Genomic DNA, 18,000 nt, shown 5'->3' with positions numbered 1-18,000 from the left:
AGTTTAGCATAGTTTGGTGTTCGGTGAAATTTAGGTATGAAAAAAGGCTCCGTTATCCATTGCTGGATAACGAAGCCTAGCTGTTAAGGGTGACCGCCCATGGCCAAGGCCCGGACGACGGATAAAATCAGAAAGGCAACTTGAATACCAAGGTCGATCCGATTCAAAGGATTCTTGTCAGCAGTACTTTCAAAGACGTTGAAGTGGAGCATAGCAGTAATCAGTGAACTAAAACATAAGAACGCGACAGTAACGGGGTCTTGAAGAAATAACATAGCTAGTAAGAGCACCACCGTCAGAATTGGGACACCAATTTTAAGCGGGGTGACTGGGTACTTTGTATCGGTCATCCGAATTACCTCGTTTCGTTTAAATGAGAGTATGAGATTTTGGTTATAACTTGCTCTTATTTTAACAGAAGTTGGGGTAAAAGGGGAGATAAAACCATTGGATTGTCAGTTAACCCACTGATTTGTCAAACAGACGACCCAGTAGCCAACCTAGTGCAATGGCTAGTAGTGCCGGGACAACCCAACTGAACCCAGCCGCTGCAAAGGGTAGCCGATTGTTGAGACTAACGATTGCGTGGCCCCAACCAGTTTGTTGCAGATTAGCCGGTAAGGCAGCTACTGCGGAGAAGATGGCTGGAATTAAGGTGATCAGGGTGCTGGTTCCAAATAACCACCGGGAGGTTCCCAGAATAGGTGATAGCACTGCCAGGAAGATCAATACGATGGCTAGCGGGTAGAGAAACATGAGGACGGGTGTTGAGTAAGTAATGAGCTTGGTTAGTCCCACGTTGGCAAAGAGGCAGGGTAAGATACTGGCCGCTGCAATCAAAGCAGCGTAGGGGACCCGTGGGAACATTTCATGTAGGGTATCCCCAAAGGCTGAAATCAGGCCAATCGCCGTCTTGAGGCAAGCGATGATGACAATCAGTGCCAACAAGGCGTTGCCAAAGGTACCGAAGTAGTGGGCTGCCACCTGAGCTAAAGTGATGCCCCCGTTGGCAGCTGGTGAGAATTGGCCAACACTCATGGTTCCCATTAAAGCCAGCAGCGTATAGATCAGGCCCATGAGGACGATACTGATCGTCCCCCCTTTAATGACGTCGCGGGCAATTTGGCCAGGTTCAGTGACGCCAAGAGCGCGAATACTATTGATGATGACGATACCAAAGGCCAGTGAGGCGAGGGCGTCCATGGTGTTGTAGCCCTCGGTGAACCCGCTGAGAATTGGTTCGGTAATGTAGGTGCCACGGGCAGCGGCAGCAAAGCCACCCATAGGTTTGATAAAGGCGGCGAGTAACAGGATACCTAGTAGAATTAGGAAGGTTGGCGTCAGCCATTTGCCGACGTAGACCATGAGCTTGCCGGGATTTCGAGCCAGCCACCAAGCAGTGAAGAAGAAAATAACGGAGAAAATAGCCAGAACAGCGGGTTGGGCCCCCTGACTGGTAAAGGGGGCTAAACCAATTTGGAAGGACGTGGTCGCTAGTCGTGGTAGGGCAAAGAACGGGCCAATGGTGAGGTAAAGGAGGATGGTAAAGACGTAGGCGAACGGTCGGTTGACCTTTGTGGCTAAGTCAAAGACCCCCTCGCTACGCGTTAAGCCGATCCCTGCGACCCCCAGGAGCGGTAGGCCAATCCCTGTTAACAACAGGCCGATGACCGCCGTCCAGACGTGATGTCCAGCCTGCTGTCCCAAGAAGACCGGGAAAATTAGGTTACCAGCACCGAAGAAGAGACCGAAGAGCATCATCCCAATGATGAGTAACTCGCGACCGGATAATTTAGTTTTCAATGTAATCGCAACTTTCTATTAAGTTTCAGGCAGTGTCTCTGCATAATCAACGACTAGCATACCAAAAAACGCCCGCCGAAGAAACGGTGAGCGTCAGAAACTTACTTATCAGCTACGGTGAAGCGACTGTTATGGTGTTGTGGGTCTTCAACTTCGTTTAAAATGGCAACGGCCATCGTACCAGCTGAAGTACCTGATTCTTGTTGGGCGTTGAAGAGCAGGTCGTCTTCGCCCAAAAGTGCTGCGGTAGCCTCTCCAGGATGGAAATTAGCAGCAGGAGAAACGCCGACCCAGTTGACATCCTCAACTTCGCGGAGGAAGTTGAGCTCCTTCAATTGATTTTGAGGAACACTGATAAAACTAGCTGCGTGGGGATCTTTGGCAATATCATTGACGAATAAGTGGCGGTCGTCACCCGTGTGCAGGCTACCAGCTCCTAAAATGAAGACTAAGCGTGGCGTGGTTGTTTCGCGGAGAACGTGGACCAGGTGAGCAGCCAAGTCGACGTGTAAGTAAGCCTGAGCTGGGGCCGTAGCGAAGGCGTCGATTACGACGTCAGCTGTCTGCAAGTCGGCGGCGGTGACAGCAAAGGCGTCTACGGCGCGGGTCGTGAGATTAGGGCTCGTGGGTAAGGCGGCCAATTTTTCGGTGGAGCGGGCCAGCGCGGTTACTTGGTGCCCTCGCTTGAGTGCCTCAGCAACCAGTGCGCTACCGGCCATACCGGTCGCTCCAATAATTGTAATTTTCATAAAAAAATCGTCCTCCTTTTTGAGTTGTGATTAGTATAGAGGAAGTTTGGTCAATCGCCAACTATTTTGACCCTTCATTGTCACCGTATGGTACAGTGGAGAAAACACTGAGGGGGTCACAAGAATGAAAGATGTGGTACAAGGCCGGTTGGTTCATTTGACAGAAATGAGAGACGGGGATGCAGAGTGGTTGCAGGATACCCAGTGGGAGCCAGGATTGCTGCGGAATTTATCCGCTGATGCCATTCACCCATTGACGGCGCAGGAGTACGCAGAATGGGCAACAGATCCGGACAGTGACGACCACTACTTCTTTATGGTGCGGGCTAATGCGGACGATGGTTTGCTAGGATCAGTCGTTTTGAATAACGTCTATTTCAAAAACCGGCGGGCATCCATGGGAATCGCCTTACCCGTGGTCAGTGACCGGGGGCAGGGTTACGGCCAGGATGCCATGCAAACAATCTTGTCGTTTGCATTTAATGAGCTGGGTCTCCATAAGGTAAATTTGGAGGTCAATGCTAACAATCCCTTAGCCATTCATGCTTATGAGGCAGTCGGCTTTACTAGGGAAGGGGTCAATCGAGAAGCCATTTTCCAGGATGGCCACTGGTTGGATCTCTATTCTTATGGGATTTTAGCAAGTGAATGGCGCGCTGTTTCACGTGAAACAGAAGGCTAAAAAAGCTCGTCGTCGCACCTTGAAGATGCGACGACGAACTCGGAATGTTTCATGTGAAACATTAAAGTGGCCAAGGAAATTCAGTTGAAACGTGATTGTTTAGGCTGGCTTGTTCTGCCCGCCGCTGTTTCCGTTGGGCGGTACGTTTCTCGTAACCCGAGACAATGTAGCGTTGTTCCTCCGTGACGGGTTTAACCGGTGGCAGTGGTTGTGTTGATCGGGAGTCCTCAATGACGTAAGTAATGAAGCACGTGAAACCAACGAAACGTTCACTGGTCGTGAGATTTTCGCCGATAATTTTAACGAAGACTTCCAGGGAGCGCGTCCCCGTGCCAGTGACATAGGCCTCCAAGAACATGGAATCATCTAAATGGAAGGGTTCTAGGAAACTAACGTGGTCAAAGGAGGCTGTGACCACCGTCTTGTGGGTTAGTCGTACAGCGGCCACGGAAGCGCTATCATCTACTAGCGACAAAATCTTACCGCCAAAGACGGATTCATGTTCGTTTAGATCTGGTTGAAAAACCCGGTGACTGGTCACGATTAGTGTGGCGTTGCAGGACACGGGCGTGGTTCGATTCATCAAAAGCTTCACCTCATCAGTTAATTTATCTCCCTCTATTCTACCAGAGTCCGTGCATTCCGGCGACTTTAGCAAAGGTTACAGGACTATTAATTTTTCACAATGACTCAGTGAATTCCTAGAGGTCGGCCAGTTGGCTTGCTATACTATGGATAAATGAGTAAGGAGGGGTGTTGCATGATTTACCACGGTGAACCGTTAGATTTGATGCCAACGTTGGACACGGCTCAGACGTATCCACTACTTGAATGTACACTGAGTTTGACGCACCCCATTGATTTGGCACGATTACAAGAAGCGATTGAGACGACTCAAACGGTGGTTCCCCAGATTTTGGGTCGGTATAATTTGAAATGGAATCGATTTGAAGTTGAACCGGATGTGGCGACGGATGTGGTTGAAGAATATGCTGCGAGTCATGATCCCGGTCGGGTTCAACTTGACGTCCTAGCGGGGCCACAGTTAAAAATCCAGGTGATTCATTACGCTGCCTATGATCAACTACGACTGGCAATGAGTCGCTTACTGGCCGATGGGGAAGGGTTCAAGCATTACCTGTATCTCTTGGCTGCCGCATATGATGGTCAGGACTTAACGAATTTTACCAATGAGCGTAGTGTGCGTAAAATTTTAGCACACTTGCGCCATCCCCACCGGGCGTTGCCGCTCTTGCACGATAATGCGACGGAAACCTTTCCACAGCTAAGTGGGGACGTTCACCATCACCGTGGTGAAGCCACTATTCCGCGGGTCGAGAGCCGGTTGCTTCGGCAAAAAGCGCGTGAACAGGGGGTCACGATGAATGCTGTGCTCCTTTCTGCTTACGCGCTCGCGTTATTTGCGTTGACTGGTGAAAAACGGTTGGTCATCCCGTACCAGGTTGATTTACGGTTACACGGACCAGTGGCTGCAACGAACATTGTTCAGGTAGCCAATTTGACCAGTGAAATGCCTGTGGCCATGACGGTTAAGGATGGTGATACCTTAGGGGCTGTGGTTCAGCGGACCCAGACGACGATCACGCAAATGCGAGATGAGTTGGCTTACCTACCGCCCTTAGTGGAAATCAATCGGATGAGTCGGGCCTTGCCACCACAGTTGGTGCGGCGGTTAGCTGGGAAACATCGGCCCCAGGCGGCCATTTCTTTTGCGAACTTCGGCCACATTGATCATACGCGGCTCAACTTTTCTGGGATCACCGTTACCCAGATTTATTTTGCTGGTGCTTATCGGACAATGCCGCATTTTCAATTGACGGTCAGCGTGTATCACGATGCGTGGACGTTGGCATTTCGGATGATGGGGTCCGAACCCGACTATCAATTGGGTATTAAAATTTTAAAAAACGTCGTGGCTCAGTTAACGCAATGGAGCCACGAGGCGTAAGCCATTGGACCTGAAAGCAACTTTTAGGTCCATTTTTATACCCCTATTTCTCGTAAGTTGGCTTATAATCCGCCCAGTCTGGTCGGGGGTCGCCTTTAGCTTCAGCCTCCTTGATAGCTGAATAGAAGGCCACCTTTTGCGTGATATGTCGTTGATACTTCTTGAGTTTGGCCAGCTGCTGGGCCACACTGATGGCGTGTTCATTCAGAACGTTTAAAATCTCATTCAGGTCGTCCCCGGTTTCCTGATAGCTCAGTAGGGTTTGAAGCTCATTCATGCTCATGCCAGAATTTTTGAAACAAAGGATACTGTTCAATTTTTCAAGATTAGCTTCGTTGTAGACGCGATGGTTGCCCCTTTGTTGGACGTTAGGAATCAGCCCCAGTCGTTCATAATATCTGAGGGTCGAGGGGGCCAGGTTATACGCCTTGGCGACTTCGGAAATGGTTAATTCGGTCATTATTTATTCATCCTATTCTTTGATAGAGAAACTACTTTACTTGAAGTGTACTTCAAGTGGTATGTTAGAAACAAGTAGAAGGGCAGGTTAACAAATATGAAATTTAGAACATTGGGCAAGACGGGTTTTAACATCAGCGAAGTTTCCTTGGGGACTTGGCAGCTTGGTGGTAAGTGGGGGGCCCCATTTAGTGAAAAGGATGCTAGTGAGACGCTAGAGGCCGCTTATGACCATGGCGTCAACTTCTTTGATACCGCCGATGGTTACCAGGATGGGTTAAGTGAAAAGGTGCTCGGTCAGTTCATCAAACGCCACCCCGACGTCCACTATTCAACCAAAGTCGGTCGCAAAGAAATGCCCCTGTCAGTGGAACATTTTAGTCCTAAGTTTATCAGACGATACGTTGAAGAGAGCCTGCAGAACATGCAAGTCGATTCACTTGATCAGGTGTTACTGCACTGCCCACCAATGAGCGTGTACTACCAACCAGAAACCTTTAAAACGTTGGATGATCTCAAGCAGGAAGGGAAAATCGCCAACTACGGTGTCAGCGTTGAACGGGTTGAGGAAGCCATTAAGTCGTTGGATTATGACATTTCCAGCGTTGAAATTATTTTCAACATGTTCCGGTTACGGCCAGCTAAGTTATTCTTTGAGCTGGCTAAGCAGGCTAACGTGGGAATCCTAGCTCGGGTGCCCCTAGCTAGTGGCCTGTTGACTGGGAAGTTTACGGCGGACACGCACTTTGAACCCAACGATCACCGGATGTCTAACCGGAATGGCGAGCTCTTCAGTAAAGGGGAGACATTCTCTGGCGTCGACTACTTAACGGGGGTTAAGGCCGCCAATGAGTTGAAGGAACGACTGGGGACGGATAACCTGGCCGCCACCGCCTTGCGTTATATTTTGATGTTTGACGCGGTTTCTGCTGTTATTCCAGGGGCTAGCACGCCTAACCAGATTGAGCGGAACACAATTGCTGCGGACGTCAAACCGTTAACTAATGAACAGATGGCTATTGTCACGGACGTTTACGATAAATATATTAAAGATCCAATTGAATACATGTGGTAAACCCGGTTATGGTAGCAGGGCGGTCGATAGTTGTCGACTGCCTTTTTTGCTATGGCCAGGGCTAGTTAGTATCAAATGAACGGTCAAAAAAAAGCCCCCACCAGATTGGTGAGAGCAGTCATTTAAGCTTTAGCAAGTTTACCCTGAACTTTGACCAGTCCAAGGGCCCCCACGTTACAAATAAAGAGCATGATAGCCATTGCTGCGTAGGAACTACCAGTTAGACCAACAAGTGGCGAGGCTAAGCCCCCGCAGGCATTTTGGGAAAGACCAATGACAGCTGACGCGCCACCAGCGTTACTGGTAGCCTGATCCATGATAATGGTGACGGTCAAAGTGAGGAGGGCCCCAATTAAAACGACAAGAATCAGGATCAAACCGCTCACCAGCCAGACGTTGGCGGGGAAGAGCAGTGAACCGATTAGAATCAGACTGGTGAGCGCAGCCAGTGTCAACAGGGTCGTGACCTGCTGTCGGTTAGAGAAGCGTCCAGCCAGTTGCCCGGGAAGATTACTGCCGACAACGATTCCGAGCCCGTTAAAGGCGTAGAGCAAACTAAACATTTGCGGAGGCATACCGAAACCGGTTTGGAAGACGAAGGTCGACGCAGAAATGTAACTGAACAGGGCGCCGTAGACGAGGCCGGTTGCAAGAATCAGTGGCCAGAAGGCGGGCTTGATCAGCAAGTTGCCCATGGACAACAGAGACGTGTGGAAGCCACCCGTCTGACGGTCAGCAACTGGCAGAGATTCGTGGAGGCCCAAGGCAACGGCAAGGGCAATGACCCAGCCGATTACAGCTAGCAGGATGAAGATGGCCTGCCAGTCAACGTAACGAATCATAAAGCCACCAATAATGGGGGCAATGATGGGAAAGACACCGTTGACGGTATTGAGGAGGGCGTAGAACTTCGTCAATTTCTTGCCAGAGAAGAGGTCGCGCGCCACTGCCCGGGCGAGCACCTGCCCGGTGGCCCCGGCCAGCCCCTGAATGAACCGGAGGCCAATTAGGAGACCAATTGAATGGATAAAGGCCATTGCTAGTGAGACCAGGCCGAAGATGATAAAACCAGTGATTAACGGTTTACGGCGGCCATATTGGTCAGATAGCGGACCCGCAATCAGTTGACCTAGGGCCAGACCAATCAGGCAGGCGGTGATACTGAGCTGCATGAGTGAAGCGTTGGTTGCGAACTGAACTTTCATTTGAGGCAGGGCCGGCAAATAAAGGTCGATGGCCAGGGGACCCGTTGCACTAACGGTTCCCAGGAGTAAGGTCAGCCAGATTTGGCGCCGTCGTGAGAGTGTAGAATTCAAAGACTGTCAGCCCTTTCTAGAGATATTATGAAATTAATAATGGGGCAAATCACCACTGGACCGCTACTCTGTCGGGCAGAATGGCGGTCCAGCGGATGAAATGGCTATTCGTTATGTATCTGTCCATTATTGCTGGAAAAAAACGAATTTGCAAGCTCAGTTTTTCTACGGGGGATATCAATTTTGTAACATTTAAAATAAACTTGGGAAAAAGCATGGGGGTTTTAGCCAGTAAATGGTAAGATTAGACTCGACCATAAAAACGGAACCGGTTGTCTGATTTCGTTGCGGGTGTATGATAACAGTATATTAATATTTCTGAACATAAGGAGCCTCATCATGAAAGTACTAAAGGAAGTCATGAGTTGGATCATCCCCGTGATTATCGGGCTGGCTATCGCCTTTGCCATCAAGCAGTTCGTCTTTACCCGGGTGCGGGTCGACGGGCCATCCATGGAACCAAACTTGCAAAATAACGAAAAGGTTTTTGCCTTCAAGCAATCGAAGGTTAAACACCTGAGTGTCATCGTTTTTGACGCCCATGGTGAGGACCCATCTGCTAAGGCAAACACCAATTACGTTAAGCGGGTCATCGGGTTACCAGGTGATACGGTTACCAGTAAAAATGGGTACATCTACGTAAACAAGAAGAAAATTAAGCAGAGTTTTATTAGTGAGTCCGAACGGAATGCTGGGACCGGTAACTGGACCTTAGCTAGTCTGCAGAAGAGTAATGGTTGGGGCAATGGCACCACAGTTGTTCCTAAGGGCAAGTACTTTGTGCTTGGTGATCACCGGAGTGTGTCCAACGATAGCCGTTACTGGGGATTCGTTAACAAGGACAAAGTTTTGGGCGTTGTGAAGGTGCCGGCTTGGACCTCTAATAAGACGCGGCGGGCTAACGTTAATGGATTAGCCTACTAAATAAGAACGTGATGGTTCATGGGAATGCCTGTGATCATCACGTTTTTTTGTGGCAGGTTAGCCGGTTAGGGTTGGCTTGACATGCCCTGCGATTTAGTATATGCTTGCGCACGTATTTTTCAGGGAGGGGACGGTACTTTGGTTACCGGAAACAACGATTCGGACATTTTAAAATGGATTTCAATTACGACTCGCTATACGCGAATTGCCTTAGACCGGCGCTTGCAGCCGTACCGCTTGAATGCGAGCATGTACTACTACATTCTGCGGATTCACGAGCGGCCAAAGATGACCCAAGATAAGCTGATCAGTTTGACGTACCTCAATCCGAGTAACGTGACGCGGGCAGTCAACCAGCTAGTTCATTTAGGGTACGTGCGCAAGCGGCAGTCTAAATCGGATAAGCGGGTTTACGAGCTGTCGTTAACGAAAAAGGGAGAGACGCTTTATCCTAAAATTGTGACGCTGCGCCAAGAGGTCGCAGACAACTTGTTGACGGACGTTGCGCCGGAACATCATGACGAACTGGTCGCTGAGATTCGTCAGCTAGCCTTGCGAGCCGTACATAATGAAATGCCAGAAATTAATAACGAGCAAGGATGAGGGACTGGGCCATTGGGCGGGTCTCTTTTTAATTGACCGTCCCTAGATGCGAGCTAATTGATAAGCTGGTTGACTTATTGGTTGGCCCGGTTTACCATAGAAAGAAAAGGTGAGTGTTCACTCACTGAAACGACGGTTTTAAAAAGTCGACGCAATGGGACCAGCATTGGTGGTGGCAAAGGTCCATTTGATTGGGAAACAGTGCGCTCACGTCGATAGGTGGTCATCATGAATTAGCGGAGGGTATCGGTAAATGGTAAAGGAAACAAATATTCAGACGGCGTTTCAGGAAGTGATGGCGGCCAGCGGAAATATTCCGCCTAAGCAGAAGCAGGTGTTGGCGGCTAGTCTATCATTGTTTGCTGAGAAAGGGTTTGCGAGCACGACGACGAAAGAGATAGCGGAGCGTGCTGGTGTAGCCGAGGGAACAGTTTACCGGCGTTATCGAACCAAGGATGAACTATTGGCTGGCGTGTTGGCGCCGTTTATGACGGAGGTCTTGCCCAAACTGGTTTCGGAATTTGCCGAAAAGGTGGTGGGACAAACTTATTCATCTCGTCATGATTTAGTGGCGACGGTCGTGAATGATCGGATGCAATTCGTAGTAGAAAACCAGTCAGTTTTACGGATATTGGTCACGGAGATTTTGGTAAGAAATGACTTACGAGACCAAACGATTTCCCGGATGGTGCCGTTATTGAAACAAAACCTGTACCCAGTTTTGGACCACTTAAAAGCTATTGGTGAGCTGGTTGACTGGCCTAATGACCGGATTGCGCAGTTCATGATTGGGACCATGCTGACGCAGTTAGTGCGGAGTACCTTAACGAATGAAGAAGTAACGAGCGCCGCATCCCTCATAATTAAATTTTTAGAAAAAGGTTTGGCACCGGAATAACTGGTGCTGGCTAAGAGGAGCTGGGTTAAACCGGTTCCTTTTTTTAATACTCAAGATTAATTGCGTTGGGCGTGGTGGAGCGCTAGAATGAATCTATGGTTAATATGAGATTTCCATGAGAATCTTGGTGGACATCCCACAGAGAGGAGCTTTTTATGCCAAAAGATAGTCAACAGGCACATGTCTTAAGTCCCGCAGAGACGGCAGAGTTACATGCCGATCTACAGCAACAACCCGCGCACGACGTCATTAGTCGGGCAGTTATTAAGAATGGGGTGTTAGCAGCAGCTGAGGATCCCCAAGCAACGGTTCGCCTAGACCGAACGTTTTCCGTGGAATTGGATACCGGTAAAGTTTCTAACCAGAAGCATTCTGGCCGGTGCTGGTTGTTTTCGACACTGAATACAATTCGTCATCAATTTGCTACGAAGTATGGGGTCAAAGATTTCGAGTTATCGCAGAGCTATCTATTTTTCTGGGACCGAATCGAACGGGCCAATATGTTTTACAACAATATTCTACGAACGGCGGATAAGCCGCTAGATGATCGGGAAGTGGCGTTTTTCCTGCAACGACCGGACGATGATGGTGGTCAGTGGGCTATGGGGGCCGCACTGGTTCAAAAGTATGGGGTCGTTCCGGCAAGCGTTATGCCAGAATCCTTTAACACTAACGACACGACGGGAATCGGGTCTGCCTTAAATCTGAAGTTGCGGAAGGATGCGCTCACACTCCGGAAGTTAGTCGCAGATGGCGCTAGCGAAGAACAGATTGCGTCCACGCGAGCCGCTGCGTTGAAGGAAGTTTATCGCATGGCCGCTTACGCCTTTGGTGAACCGCCAACCACGTTTGATTTAGAATATAAGGATGATAAGCACCAATATCATCGCGATGCAGATCTGACACCACAGGGCTTCTTTGACAAGTACTTCGACATTGATTTGGACGATTACGTGGTCTTGTCGAATTCTCCAGATAAGCCATTTGACCGCTTATACAGTTTACCTAGTCAGGATAACATCGTTGGTGGTAAGCACATCACGATGCTCAATGAGCCAATGGCAGACTTGAAGCGAGCCGCCATTGCGCAATTGCAGGATAGTGAGACGGTGTGGTTTGGGAACGATGTTCTTCAACAGATGAGCCGCGAACAGGGCTTCCTCGACAGTCATCTATATCAGATCAGTGATTTGTTTGGGGTCGACCTAGGTTTGACGAAGGCCCAGCGTTTGGCAACTGGTGAGGCGGAGGTCTCACATGCGATGACGTTGACCGGTGTCGATTTAGTTGCGGACGAACCGACTCGCTGGAAAGTTGAAAACAGTTGGGGTGAAAAGAATGGTGACAAGGGTTACTTTGTCATGACAGACGATTGGATGGACGACTTCGTTTACGAGGTCGTCGTTCACAAGCGTTATCTGACAGCTGCCCAACAAGCACTGTTAACGACGGAACCAGAACCATTACCTGCGTGGGATTCACTGCAATAATCAAAACAGAGTGAGACGAAAGGCTGGTAGTCAATGAGCATTAACGTCGGTCGACGAATAATCCCAGTCTTGGATTGTCTGTCTAGCGGGGTTAAGTGGCGTTGACTGCCTTTTGTCGCACGTTTCGACCATATACGTTCGGAGCACAAAAAGGTCTGAAACTTTTGTCTCAGACCTTTTTAGTTGGCCATGAATTTGGGTGAACGCCGGCTGGTTAGGCGGCGGTGGCCTGGCTAACTGGCATTGTTTCATGTGAAACACTTAGGCTAGGGTCACTGATAATTCCAGAATAAAACGACTTGTGGCTGGTATTTCACATAAGTTTACGGGTAAACTAAGGATGAGGTCCAGACAGCTAATTTGATGAGGTGATTCGAAATGCACAATTTTTTCTTCGACTTTGACAGTACACTGGCAGATACTCGTAACGTCGCAGTGATTGCGACCCAACGAGCTTTTGCGGCTAGAGGATTAACCCAACCCAGTCGTGCCACGGTTGTCAGCTACATGGGGGTACCAATTGAGGTATCCTTTGCTAAAATGGCAGACCGTGCGTTAACGGCTGTGGAATTGGAGACGTTGTATACAACGTTTAGAGAGCAGTATCAGCAGGCTGAGCAGTTGGGGATTTCCCTGTTTACGGGGATGGCAGACACCTTGTCTGAACTGAAAGCACGTGGTGAGCGGCTTTACGTGGTTTCTAGTAAGCATTCCGTCCCCCTACAACGTAACCTTGAACAGGTCGGCTTGGGAACGACGTTTGCAGCCATTAGTGGATCCGATACCGTCGCCAATTATAAGCCAGCCCCGGATGGCATTCTAAATCTGTTGGACCGCTTTGACTTGATGGCTGCTGAGAGTGTCATGATCGGTGATGCGAAGTATGATATGCAGATGGGCCACAACGCTGGAGTGGCTACTGCCGCAGCATTGTGGGGCGCGGCAGATCCGGAGTCAGTTAAGGCGGAAGAACCGACCTATTTATTACAGGCACCGATGGAATTATTAACTATTTAGCTAAACGTTGACCAGTCCTCTGTGGCTGGTTTTTTGGATAAAAAAAAGCCGTCCCTGGTTAGAGGACGGTCAGAACCGCTTGCTTGGTTAGGGCAAGTGGCGTCATTTTATTTGGTGAATAAAATGAAAAAGGTTGGTTAATAGGTTTATATTGGTATGCTTGTATCGTAACCGGTAAATGTGAAGAAATTGTGAACTTTTCTTACGTTTAATCAATGATAGCTATAAATATATTCTAATGAGTAGTCGAAAACCCATTTATTCGGGTCTAACCGGGGGTTGGATTACTTTTTTCTAATTGTTAATGGCAGATTGATCAATAAAATACGTATGGGAAAAAGATAAAACTAAGAGAATTTAAGGAATACGTATATACTACATAATTTTTTGATTATGTTACATTTTGTTAAAAATTTTATTAGAAACTGGAGCCAATTAAAAACCGACTCTAAGTGAGTCGGTTACGTTGTTTTAGTGTTGATTGTGATGAAGACGATCGGCAAGTGGGCGAGGCTTGCCATTGGGCCGATAGCCAGGAAGGTGTTCCAGCTGAAACTGTTTCGTGCGTTCTTTTTCAATTTTAACCTGTTTTTTGAGTTGCCGATTTTTCCAAAACCCATGAATCATCAGGGAAACGGGGATGATCTCCAGCGAAACAGTTGCGGGAATCAGCCAGGGATTTTCGCTAACCAGTTTAGTAAAATATTCCTTATGTTCCTGTAGGACTTCTGGGTCGGTATCCACGATAAACTTGTGTTTAATCATCATCATCACACTCCTTTGCACCATCATAACCCAAACTGAGAGCGCTGTCAGCCGGCCCGTTTTACCGGGGCTAAGTTAGTGATGGTCACGCCAAAAGCGAATGAGGTGCAGAACGCCCAAAACAGCGGCAATACCTAGGATGCCAGTTTCCAATAGGACAATGCCACTTAGATGACGGTAGCGTTGATAGAGGACAACACCACCGACAAAGAGGACACCTAGGGTAAGGGGTAGGTATTTTTTCATGTCAATTCCTCCACAAAAAAACGGCACTGCAGGTGCAGCACCGTTTAGCAATAGGCTCTTATTCGGCAACCTTAACCATCACAGCCTTGGTAACATCTTGATCGACATCACGTGAAATGTGATAACCGGCAACTTTTAACTTACTTTCTTTGTTTTTGCCAGTAAGTGTGTCTTTAACCGTGAACTTTTGCGTCATTGGGATGTCAGATAACTTCCCCTTAAAGTTGATTACGGTGTCGTCACCCTTAGTCTTGAACGTGGTATTAAGGGTCCCTTCTTTGTTCAAAGCGTTGGCCTTTTTAGCGGCGCTGTAGGACTTGTAGAGTTTGTTGACGTTGTAGACGGTCACTTTACCATCTTTATTGAACCGGTAGGCCTCAAGACCTGAGTTACTCTTCGCATTCATGGCACCAGTTACGTACCAAAGTTTGGTCGAGCTGGTCAACGTTGACTTAACGTCAGCCTTCTTAGTCGTTTTGTTTTTGAAGCTAGCTTGTTGGTTGTTCCCCGACTTGCTACTACTGTTACTGCAGCCAGCAAGACCGATAGCAAATACTGCTAACAGCCCCATGGCGGCGGCAAAAATCCGGGATTTCTTCATATCTCAATCACCTCATCGAAAATGATAACAGTTTTGTGCGTTACACACAAACCCATCTACTTCTATCCACCCACAGTATAGCATGGTCGTCCGGGGTAAATAGTTACGGGGCAATTAAAAAAGTGTTAAGTTGCGGGGCATGCAGTCTGTTGTTTATTATTAATTATCCATCATTTGATTATTAATAATAAAATAGTAGAGACAAACGTATGTTCTTCTGGTAAAATTAAGGCCGTTAGTTTTGCGAAGAGAGAAAGGGGAACCAGTAAGTTATGAGTAAACGTCGTCGGGGGCGTCGCCGAAGTACGGTTTCAATTTATGCGGCAATATTAGTGATTGCCATTGGGGCAATTGGTGGATTGAGCAGCCAGGGAAATCCAACGGCTAAAAAAGTGACTGAGGTGGCCTCGAGTCTGGTCGGTGGTGCAACCAAAGATAGCAGCAGTAGTTCGGCAACGTCGGTTCCTAAACAGTCCGTTGCCACTAAGGCACTCGCTGATCAAAAATATACCGGGACTCAGATTGTTGCGGTGAATCACAACAAACCAACGTTCACGTCGGCTGAACTGTCGACGAAAAAGGGTGCCTGGGCAACCTATGGTGCCCTGGACAACCTTAATCGGGTAACCACGGCGAATGCCCTCCTGAGTAAGAGCACCATGCCAACGGCCAAACGAGAACCGCTCTACGTCAGTCCGACCGGGTGGAAAAACAAGGCTTATACCGTTAATGGTAAGAAGGGGTATTTGTATAACCGGAGTCACTTGATCGGCTACCAGCTGACGGGGCAGAATAATAATTTAAAGAACCTGATGACCGGGACGCGGTCACTGAATGACCCGGGAATGACCGCTTACGAGAATCCAGTGGCTAGTTATTTGAAGAGTCACCCTACCGATTACGTTCGCTACCAAGTTCAGCCAGTGTTCCGTGGAAGCGAACTGGTGGCTCGTGGCGTGCATATGCAGGCCAAGTCGGTCAAAAATGCAGGGGTTTCCTACAATGTTTATATTTTTAACATCCAAGCGGGCGTTAAAATTGATTACGCTACCGGGACTAGTCAATACGGTGATCCTGCGGCCAGTTTTTAGGGCGTCACAGGGTACGGCATGGTCATCAGTGACCCACTTAATTTAAGCAAGGGACCGGAGAAATTGCCGGTCTCTTTTGTGTTTTCAGATAAGCAAATTGGGTTACTGGCGATGGAAGTCGCTAGATTTTTAATGACGATTCATGTACCGGTAAATTGCATAGAGGATGATGCCAGCTAGTACGATGATGCCAACCGTGGGATTGTCACGGAAGAGCCACCGAACGATTCGAAAAGAACTGGTGCCGTGCAAGCCACCGAGCAGGGTGGTGAAGTGAGTAAACATGGTCGCAGGACCTCCTTGAAATTAGGAAATTAAAATATCAAAAAAGTTAAAGAAAAGTAAAGACATTTGAGTGATTTAGCGTATCATGAAATCACAGAGAATAGAGGAGGGTTTACACGTGAACGTGAATTACATGCTCATCCTGGAAATCGTTGTGGTGATTAACTCAGCACTGGCCTTTGTAACTGTTTTTCGGGAGAAACGCGATATTGCGGCAACGTGGGCTTGGATGCTGGTATTGGTCTTACTGCCAGTAGTTGGATTTATTGCCTATGCCTTCATTGGCCGAAAGTTACCGAAAGATCGCATGTTCCGACTGCAGCGGCAGGTGGCCGTTCAACTTGAGGAACGGTTATCTCAACAGCGTGAAGAGATTGGCAATCAAGTTATGCCAGCAGATGAAATTAGCCATTCGGTTATCAATATGGTTAATATGTTTATGGCGACGGATCACGCGTTTCTAGCCCGAAAAAATCGGGTGCGGGTGATTACGGATGGTCATAACCTGTTCCACCTAATGATGGAAGATATTGAACGTGCACACTCAAGTATTCATATTGAATTTTACACCTTTTACAATGATCAGATTGGTAATGACATCTTGGATTTATTGGTAAAGAAGGCGAAAATGGGTGTGGAAGTGCGGGTCATTTATGATCCATGGGGATCCATGGGGACCTGGAAACGCTTCTTTAAACCGTTGATGGCAGCGGGGGGCCACGTGGAGCCCTTCCTGGGCACCCGGTCAGCCGTTATTGACTTTCGGTTGAATTTCCGTGATCATAGAAAAATTGTGACGATTGACGGACAGATTGGGTACGTCGGTGGGTTTAACATTGGCGATCAATATCTTGGTCGTAAAGAAAAGTTTGGCTACTGGCGTGACACGCATCTACGGTTAGTTGGTTCAGGGGTCTTCTCCCTCCAAGCGCGGTTCATGCTAGATTGGAATGCAACGGATCGTGATCACCCGTTTAAGGATGACCGTATTGAACACAAGTATTTCCCATTGACGAAGGTCAAGGGGGAAACCAGTTTGCAAATTGTTTCTAGTGGACCAGATTCGGACTTGCAGCAAATTAAGATGGGGTACATGCGCTTGATTCAAACCGCTGAGAAGCGGTTATGGATTCAGACCCCCTATCTGATTCCGGATGACAGTGTTTTGGACTCGTTGCGGATTGCGGCAATGGCGGGGATCGATGTGCGAATCATGATTCCAGATAAGCCGGATCACGCGTTCGTATACCGAGCAACGCAGTATTATGCACGGCAACTTGCCGATGATGGCGTGAAAATTTATTATTATCATAATGGATTCATTCATGCGAAGACGATGGTCGTTGATGGCCGGATTGCTTCCGTTGGTTCAGCCAATATGGATTATCGTAGCTTTAAACTGAATTTCGAAATTAATGCCTTTATTTATGATCCGCAGGTGGCGACTCAGTTAGAGGAAATCTATGAAGCCGATATGCGGCATAGTGAGTTGATTACACCGAAAATGTTTGATGAACAGTCACTGTACTTGAAGTTTAAGCAGACGGCGTCCCGGTTACTATCTCCGATTCTGTAGCAAATCTGTTGGTCACGTTGGGCAGGTAAATGTCTGATAAAATGCTAAATAATTGGGTCTTATGGTATTCGGGTGTATGATGGTGGCGCTGAGATGATTAGCTTGTCTTTAGCTGGATTGAGGCCGGTGCTTCACCGGTCAGCTAAGACGCATCGTGCATCAGCAGACTAGTATGTATGTGTGAGAAAGTCCGTGAGTAATCACGGGCTTTTTTTCGTAGTCTGTTAACAGTACCTGAAGATGTATCCGATAGCAATGAAAAGTAAAAACAATCAAGTTACGGGGTAATTGACGGACCGACTATCCATCTTAGTGGTTGGGTACGAAGAACGGAGATAATGACTGACATTGGTCGGGACTTCCGGTATAGTTGAACAACTGCTAGTGCTTGTATTCTTAAGTTAATTTGGTGTATATGTTTGGCCAGACAATTTTTAGGGAATACTGATGC

Annotated in this window: 20 protein-coding genes; 10 read left to right on the top strand and 10 right to left on the bottom strand. The window is 48.0% G+C overall.

All coding sequences use genetic code 11. The annotated features are described in order from the left end of the window. Positions 1 to 83: 83 nt before the first annotated feature. From EKM75_RS06910 to EKM75_RS06900, 3 genes are all read right to left on the bottom strand, one after another. On the bottom strand, positions 84 to 350 hold the full coding sequence (locus EKM75_RS06910) for a hypothetical protein (RefSeq protein ID WP_125693210.1): 267 nt from the start codon (positions 348 to 350) through the stop codon (positions 84 to 86). A 109-nt stretch (positions 351 to 459) separates the two neighbouring features. Beyond that, the gene (gene brnQ, locus EKM75_RS06905; protein WP_164508749.1) at positions 460 to 1,803 is read right to left on the bottom strand and encodes a branched-chain amino acid transport system II carrier protein; all 1,344 of its coding nucleotides are present in this window, start codon (positions 1,801 to 1,803) and stop codon (positions 460 to 462) included. A 101-nt stretch (positions 1,804 to 1,904) separates the two neighbouring features. Next, positions 1,905 to 2,552 (bottom strand): NAD(P)-dependent oxidoreductase, encoded by a 648-nt coding sequence (locus EKM75_RS06900; protein ID WP_125693206.1) that lies wholly within the window; start codon positions 2,550 to 2,552, stop codon positions 1,905 to 1,907. Positions 2,553 to 2,676: 124 nt separating this feature from the next. On the opposite strand from EKM75_RS06900, the gene EKM75_RS06895 reads away from it, so the two are divergent. Next, complete coding sequence (locus EKM75_RS06895; RefSeq protein WP_125693204.1) at positions 2,677 to 3,234, top strand: GNAT family N-acetyltransferase; 558 nt, start codon at positions 2,677 to 2,679, stop codon at positions 3,232 to 3,234. 61 nt (positions 3,235 to 3,295) lie between these two features. Here the strand turns inward: EKM75_RS06895 and EKM75_RS06890 are convergent, their stop codons facing one another. Beyond that, positions 3,296 to 3,817 (bottom strand): acyl-CoA thioesterase, encoded by a 522-nt coding sequence (locus tag EKM75_RS06890; RefSeq protein ID WP_125693341.1) that lies wholly within the window; start codon positions 3,815 to 3,817, stop codon positions 3,296 to 3,298. Between the two features lie 177 nt (positions 3,818 to 3,994). Between EKM75_RS06890 and EKM75_RS06885 the strand changes: the two genes are divergently transcribed. Further along, the gene (locus tag EKM75_RS06885; RefSeq protein ID WP_125693202.1) at positions 3,995 to 5,203 is read left to right on the top strand and encodes a condensation domain-containing protein; all 1,209 of its coding nucleotides are present in this window, start codon (positions 3,995 to 3,997) and stop codon (positions 5,201 to 5,203) included. A gap of 43 nt (positions 5,204 to 5,246) precedes the next feature. Here EKM75_RS06885 and EKM75_RS06880 read toward each other — a convergent pair whose 3' ends face one another. Next, positions 5,247 to 5,663: a MerR family transcriptional regulator gene (locus tag EKM75_RS06880; RefSeq protein ID WP_125693200.1), complete on the bottom strand. Its 417-nt coding sequence runs from the start codon at positions 5,661 to 5,663 to the stop codon at positions 5,247 to 5,249. Between the two features lie 96 nt (positions 5,664 to 5,759). Here EKM75_RS06880 and EKM75_RS06875 point away from each other — a divergent pair, with 96 nt between their 5' ends. Continuing rightward, the gene (locus EKM75_RS06875) at positions 5,760 to 6,737 is read left to right on the top strand and encodes an aldo/keto reductase (RefSeq protein ID WP_125693198.1); all 978 of its coding nucleotides are present in this window, start codon (positions 5,760 to 5,762) and stop codon (positions 6,735 to 6,737) included. 122 nt (positions 6,738 to 6,859) lie between these two features. On the opposite strand, the gene EKM75_RS06870 is transcribed toward EKM75_RS06875, so the two are convergent. After that, complete coding sequence (locus EKM75_RS06870; protein WP_125693196.1) at positions 6,860 to 8,053, bottom strand: multidrug effflux MFS transporter; 1,194 nt, start codon at positions 8,051 to 8,053, stop codon at positions 6,860 to 6,862. 339 nt (positions 8,054 to 8,392) lie between these two features. Here EKM75_RS06870 and lepB point away from each other — a divergent pair, with 339 nt between their 5' ends. The 5 genes from lepB to EKM75_RS06845 all read left to right on the top strand — a co-directional run bounded on the left by lepB (position 8,393) and on the right by EKM75_RS06845 (position 12,985). Next, positions 8,393 to 8,977 carry a signal peptidase I gene (lepB, locus tag EKM75_RS06865; RefSeq protein WP_125680547.1) on the top strand — a complete coding sequence of 195 codons (585 nt, stop codon included), beginning with the start codon at positions 8,393 to 8,395 and terminating at the stop codon, positions 8,975 to 8,977. 138 nt (positions 8,978 to 9,115) lie between these two features. Next, positions 9,116 to 9,580, top strand: a complete 465-nt coding sequence (locus EKM75_RS06860) for a MarR family winged helix-turn-helix transcriptional regulator (protein WP_125693194.1) — start codon at positions 9,116 to 9,118, stop codon at positions 9,578 to 9,580. Between the two features lie 253 nt (positions 9,581 to 9,833). After that, positions 9,834 to 10,478 carry a TetR/AcrR family transcriptional regulator gene (locus EKM75_RS06855; protein WP_125693192.1) on the top strand — a complete coding sequence of 215 codons (645 nt, stop codon included), beginning with the start codon at positions 9,834 to 9,836 and terminating at the stop codon, positions 10,476 to 10,478. Between the two features lie 155 nt (positions 10,479 to 10,633). Next, positions 10,634 to 11,968 (top strand): C1 family peptidase, encoded by a 1,335-nt coding sequence (locus tag EKM75_RS06850; RefSeq protein WP_125693190.1) that lies wholly within the window; start codon positions 10,634 to 10,636, stop codon positions 11,966 to 11,968. 378 nt (positions 11,969 to 12,346) lie between these two features. Further along, positions 12,347 to 12,985, top strand: coding sequence for an HAD family hydrolase (locus EKM75_RS06845; protein ID WP_125693188.1), 639 nt, complete (start codon positions 12,347 to 12,349; stop codon positions 12,983 to 12,985). A gap of 471 nt (positions 12,986 to 13,456) precedes the next feature. Here EKM75_RS06845 and EKM75_RS06840 read toward each other — a convergent pair whose 3' ends face one another. The 3 genes from EKM75_RS06840 to EKM75_RS06835 all read right to left on the bottom strand — a co-directional run bounded on the left by EKM75_RS06840 (position 13,457) and on the right by EKM75_RS06835 (position 14,597). Continuing rightward, a complete protein-coding gene (locus tag EKM75_RS06840; RefSeq protein ID WP_125693186.1) occupies positions 13,457 to 13,753 on the bottom strand; it encodes a transposase in 297 nt (98 codons plus the stop codon). 72 nt (positions 13,754 to 13,825) lie between these two features. Beyond that, positions 13,826 to 13,996, bottom strand: coding sequence for a hypothetical protein (locus tag EKM75_RS12745; RefSeq protein ID WP_164508748.1), 171 nt, complete (start codon positions 13,994 to 13,996; stop codon positions 13,826 to 13,828). A gap of 58 nt (positions 13,997 to 14,054) precedes the next feature. After that, entirely contained in the window at positions 14,055 to 14,597 is a 543-nt protein-coding gene (locus tag EKM75_RS06835; protein ID WP_125693184.1) for a hypothetical protein, read from the bottom strand. A gap of 272 nt (positions 14,598 to 14,869) precedes the next feature. Here EKM75_RS06835 and EKM75_RS06830 point away from each other — a divergent pair, with 272 nt between their 5' ends. After that, positions 14,870 to 15,688, top strand: coding sequence for a DNA/RNA non-specific endonuclease (locus EKM75_RS06830; RefSeq protein ID WP_125693182.1), 819 nt, complete (start codon positions 14,870 to 14,872; stop codon positions 15,686 to 15,688). A gap of 129 nt (positions 15,689 to 15,817) precedes the next feature. Here EKM75_RS06830 and EKM75_RS12740 read toward each other — a convergent pair whose 3' ends face one another. Further along, positions 15,818 to 15,973, bottom strand: coding sequence for a hypothetical protein (locus tag EKM75_RS12740; RefSeq protein WP_164508747.1), 156 nt, complete (start codon positions 15,971 to 15,973; stop codon positions 15,818 to 15,820). A 118-nt stretch (positions 15,974 to 16,091) separates the two neighbouring features. Between EKM75_RS12740 and cls the strand changes: the two genes are divergently transcribed. Next, entirely contained in the window at positions 16,092 to 17,549 is a 1,458-nt protein-coding gene (cls, locus tag EKM75_RS06825) for a cardiolipin synthase (protein ID WP_125693180.1), read from the top strand. Positions 17,550 to 18,000: the final 451 nt, after the last annotated feature.

It is taken from the genome of Levilactobacillus tongjiangensis (genome assembly GCF_003946345.1).
Classification (GTDB): domain Bacteria; phylum Bacillota; class Bacilli; order Lactobacillales; family Lactobacillaceae; genus Levilactobacillus; species Levilactobacillus tongjiangensis.
Note: the sequence above shows the minus strand (reverse complement) of the source record. Positions and strands in the feature narration are given on the sequence as shown.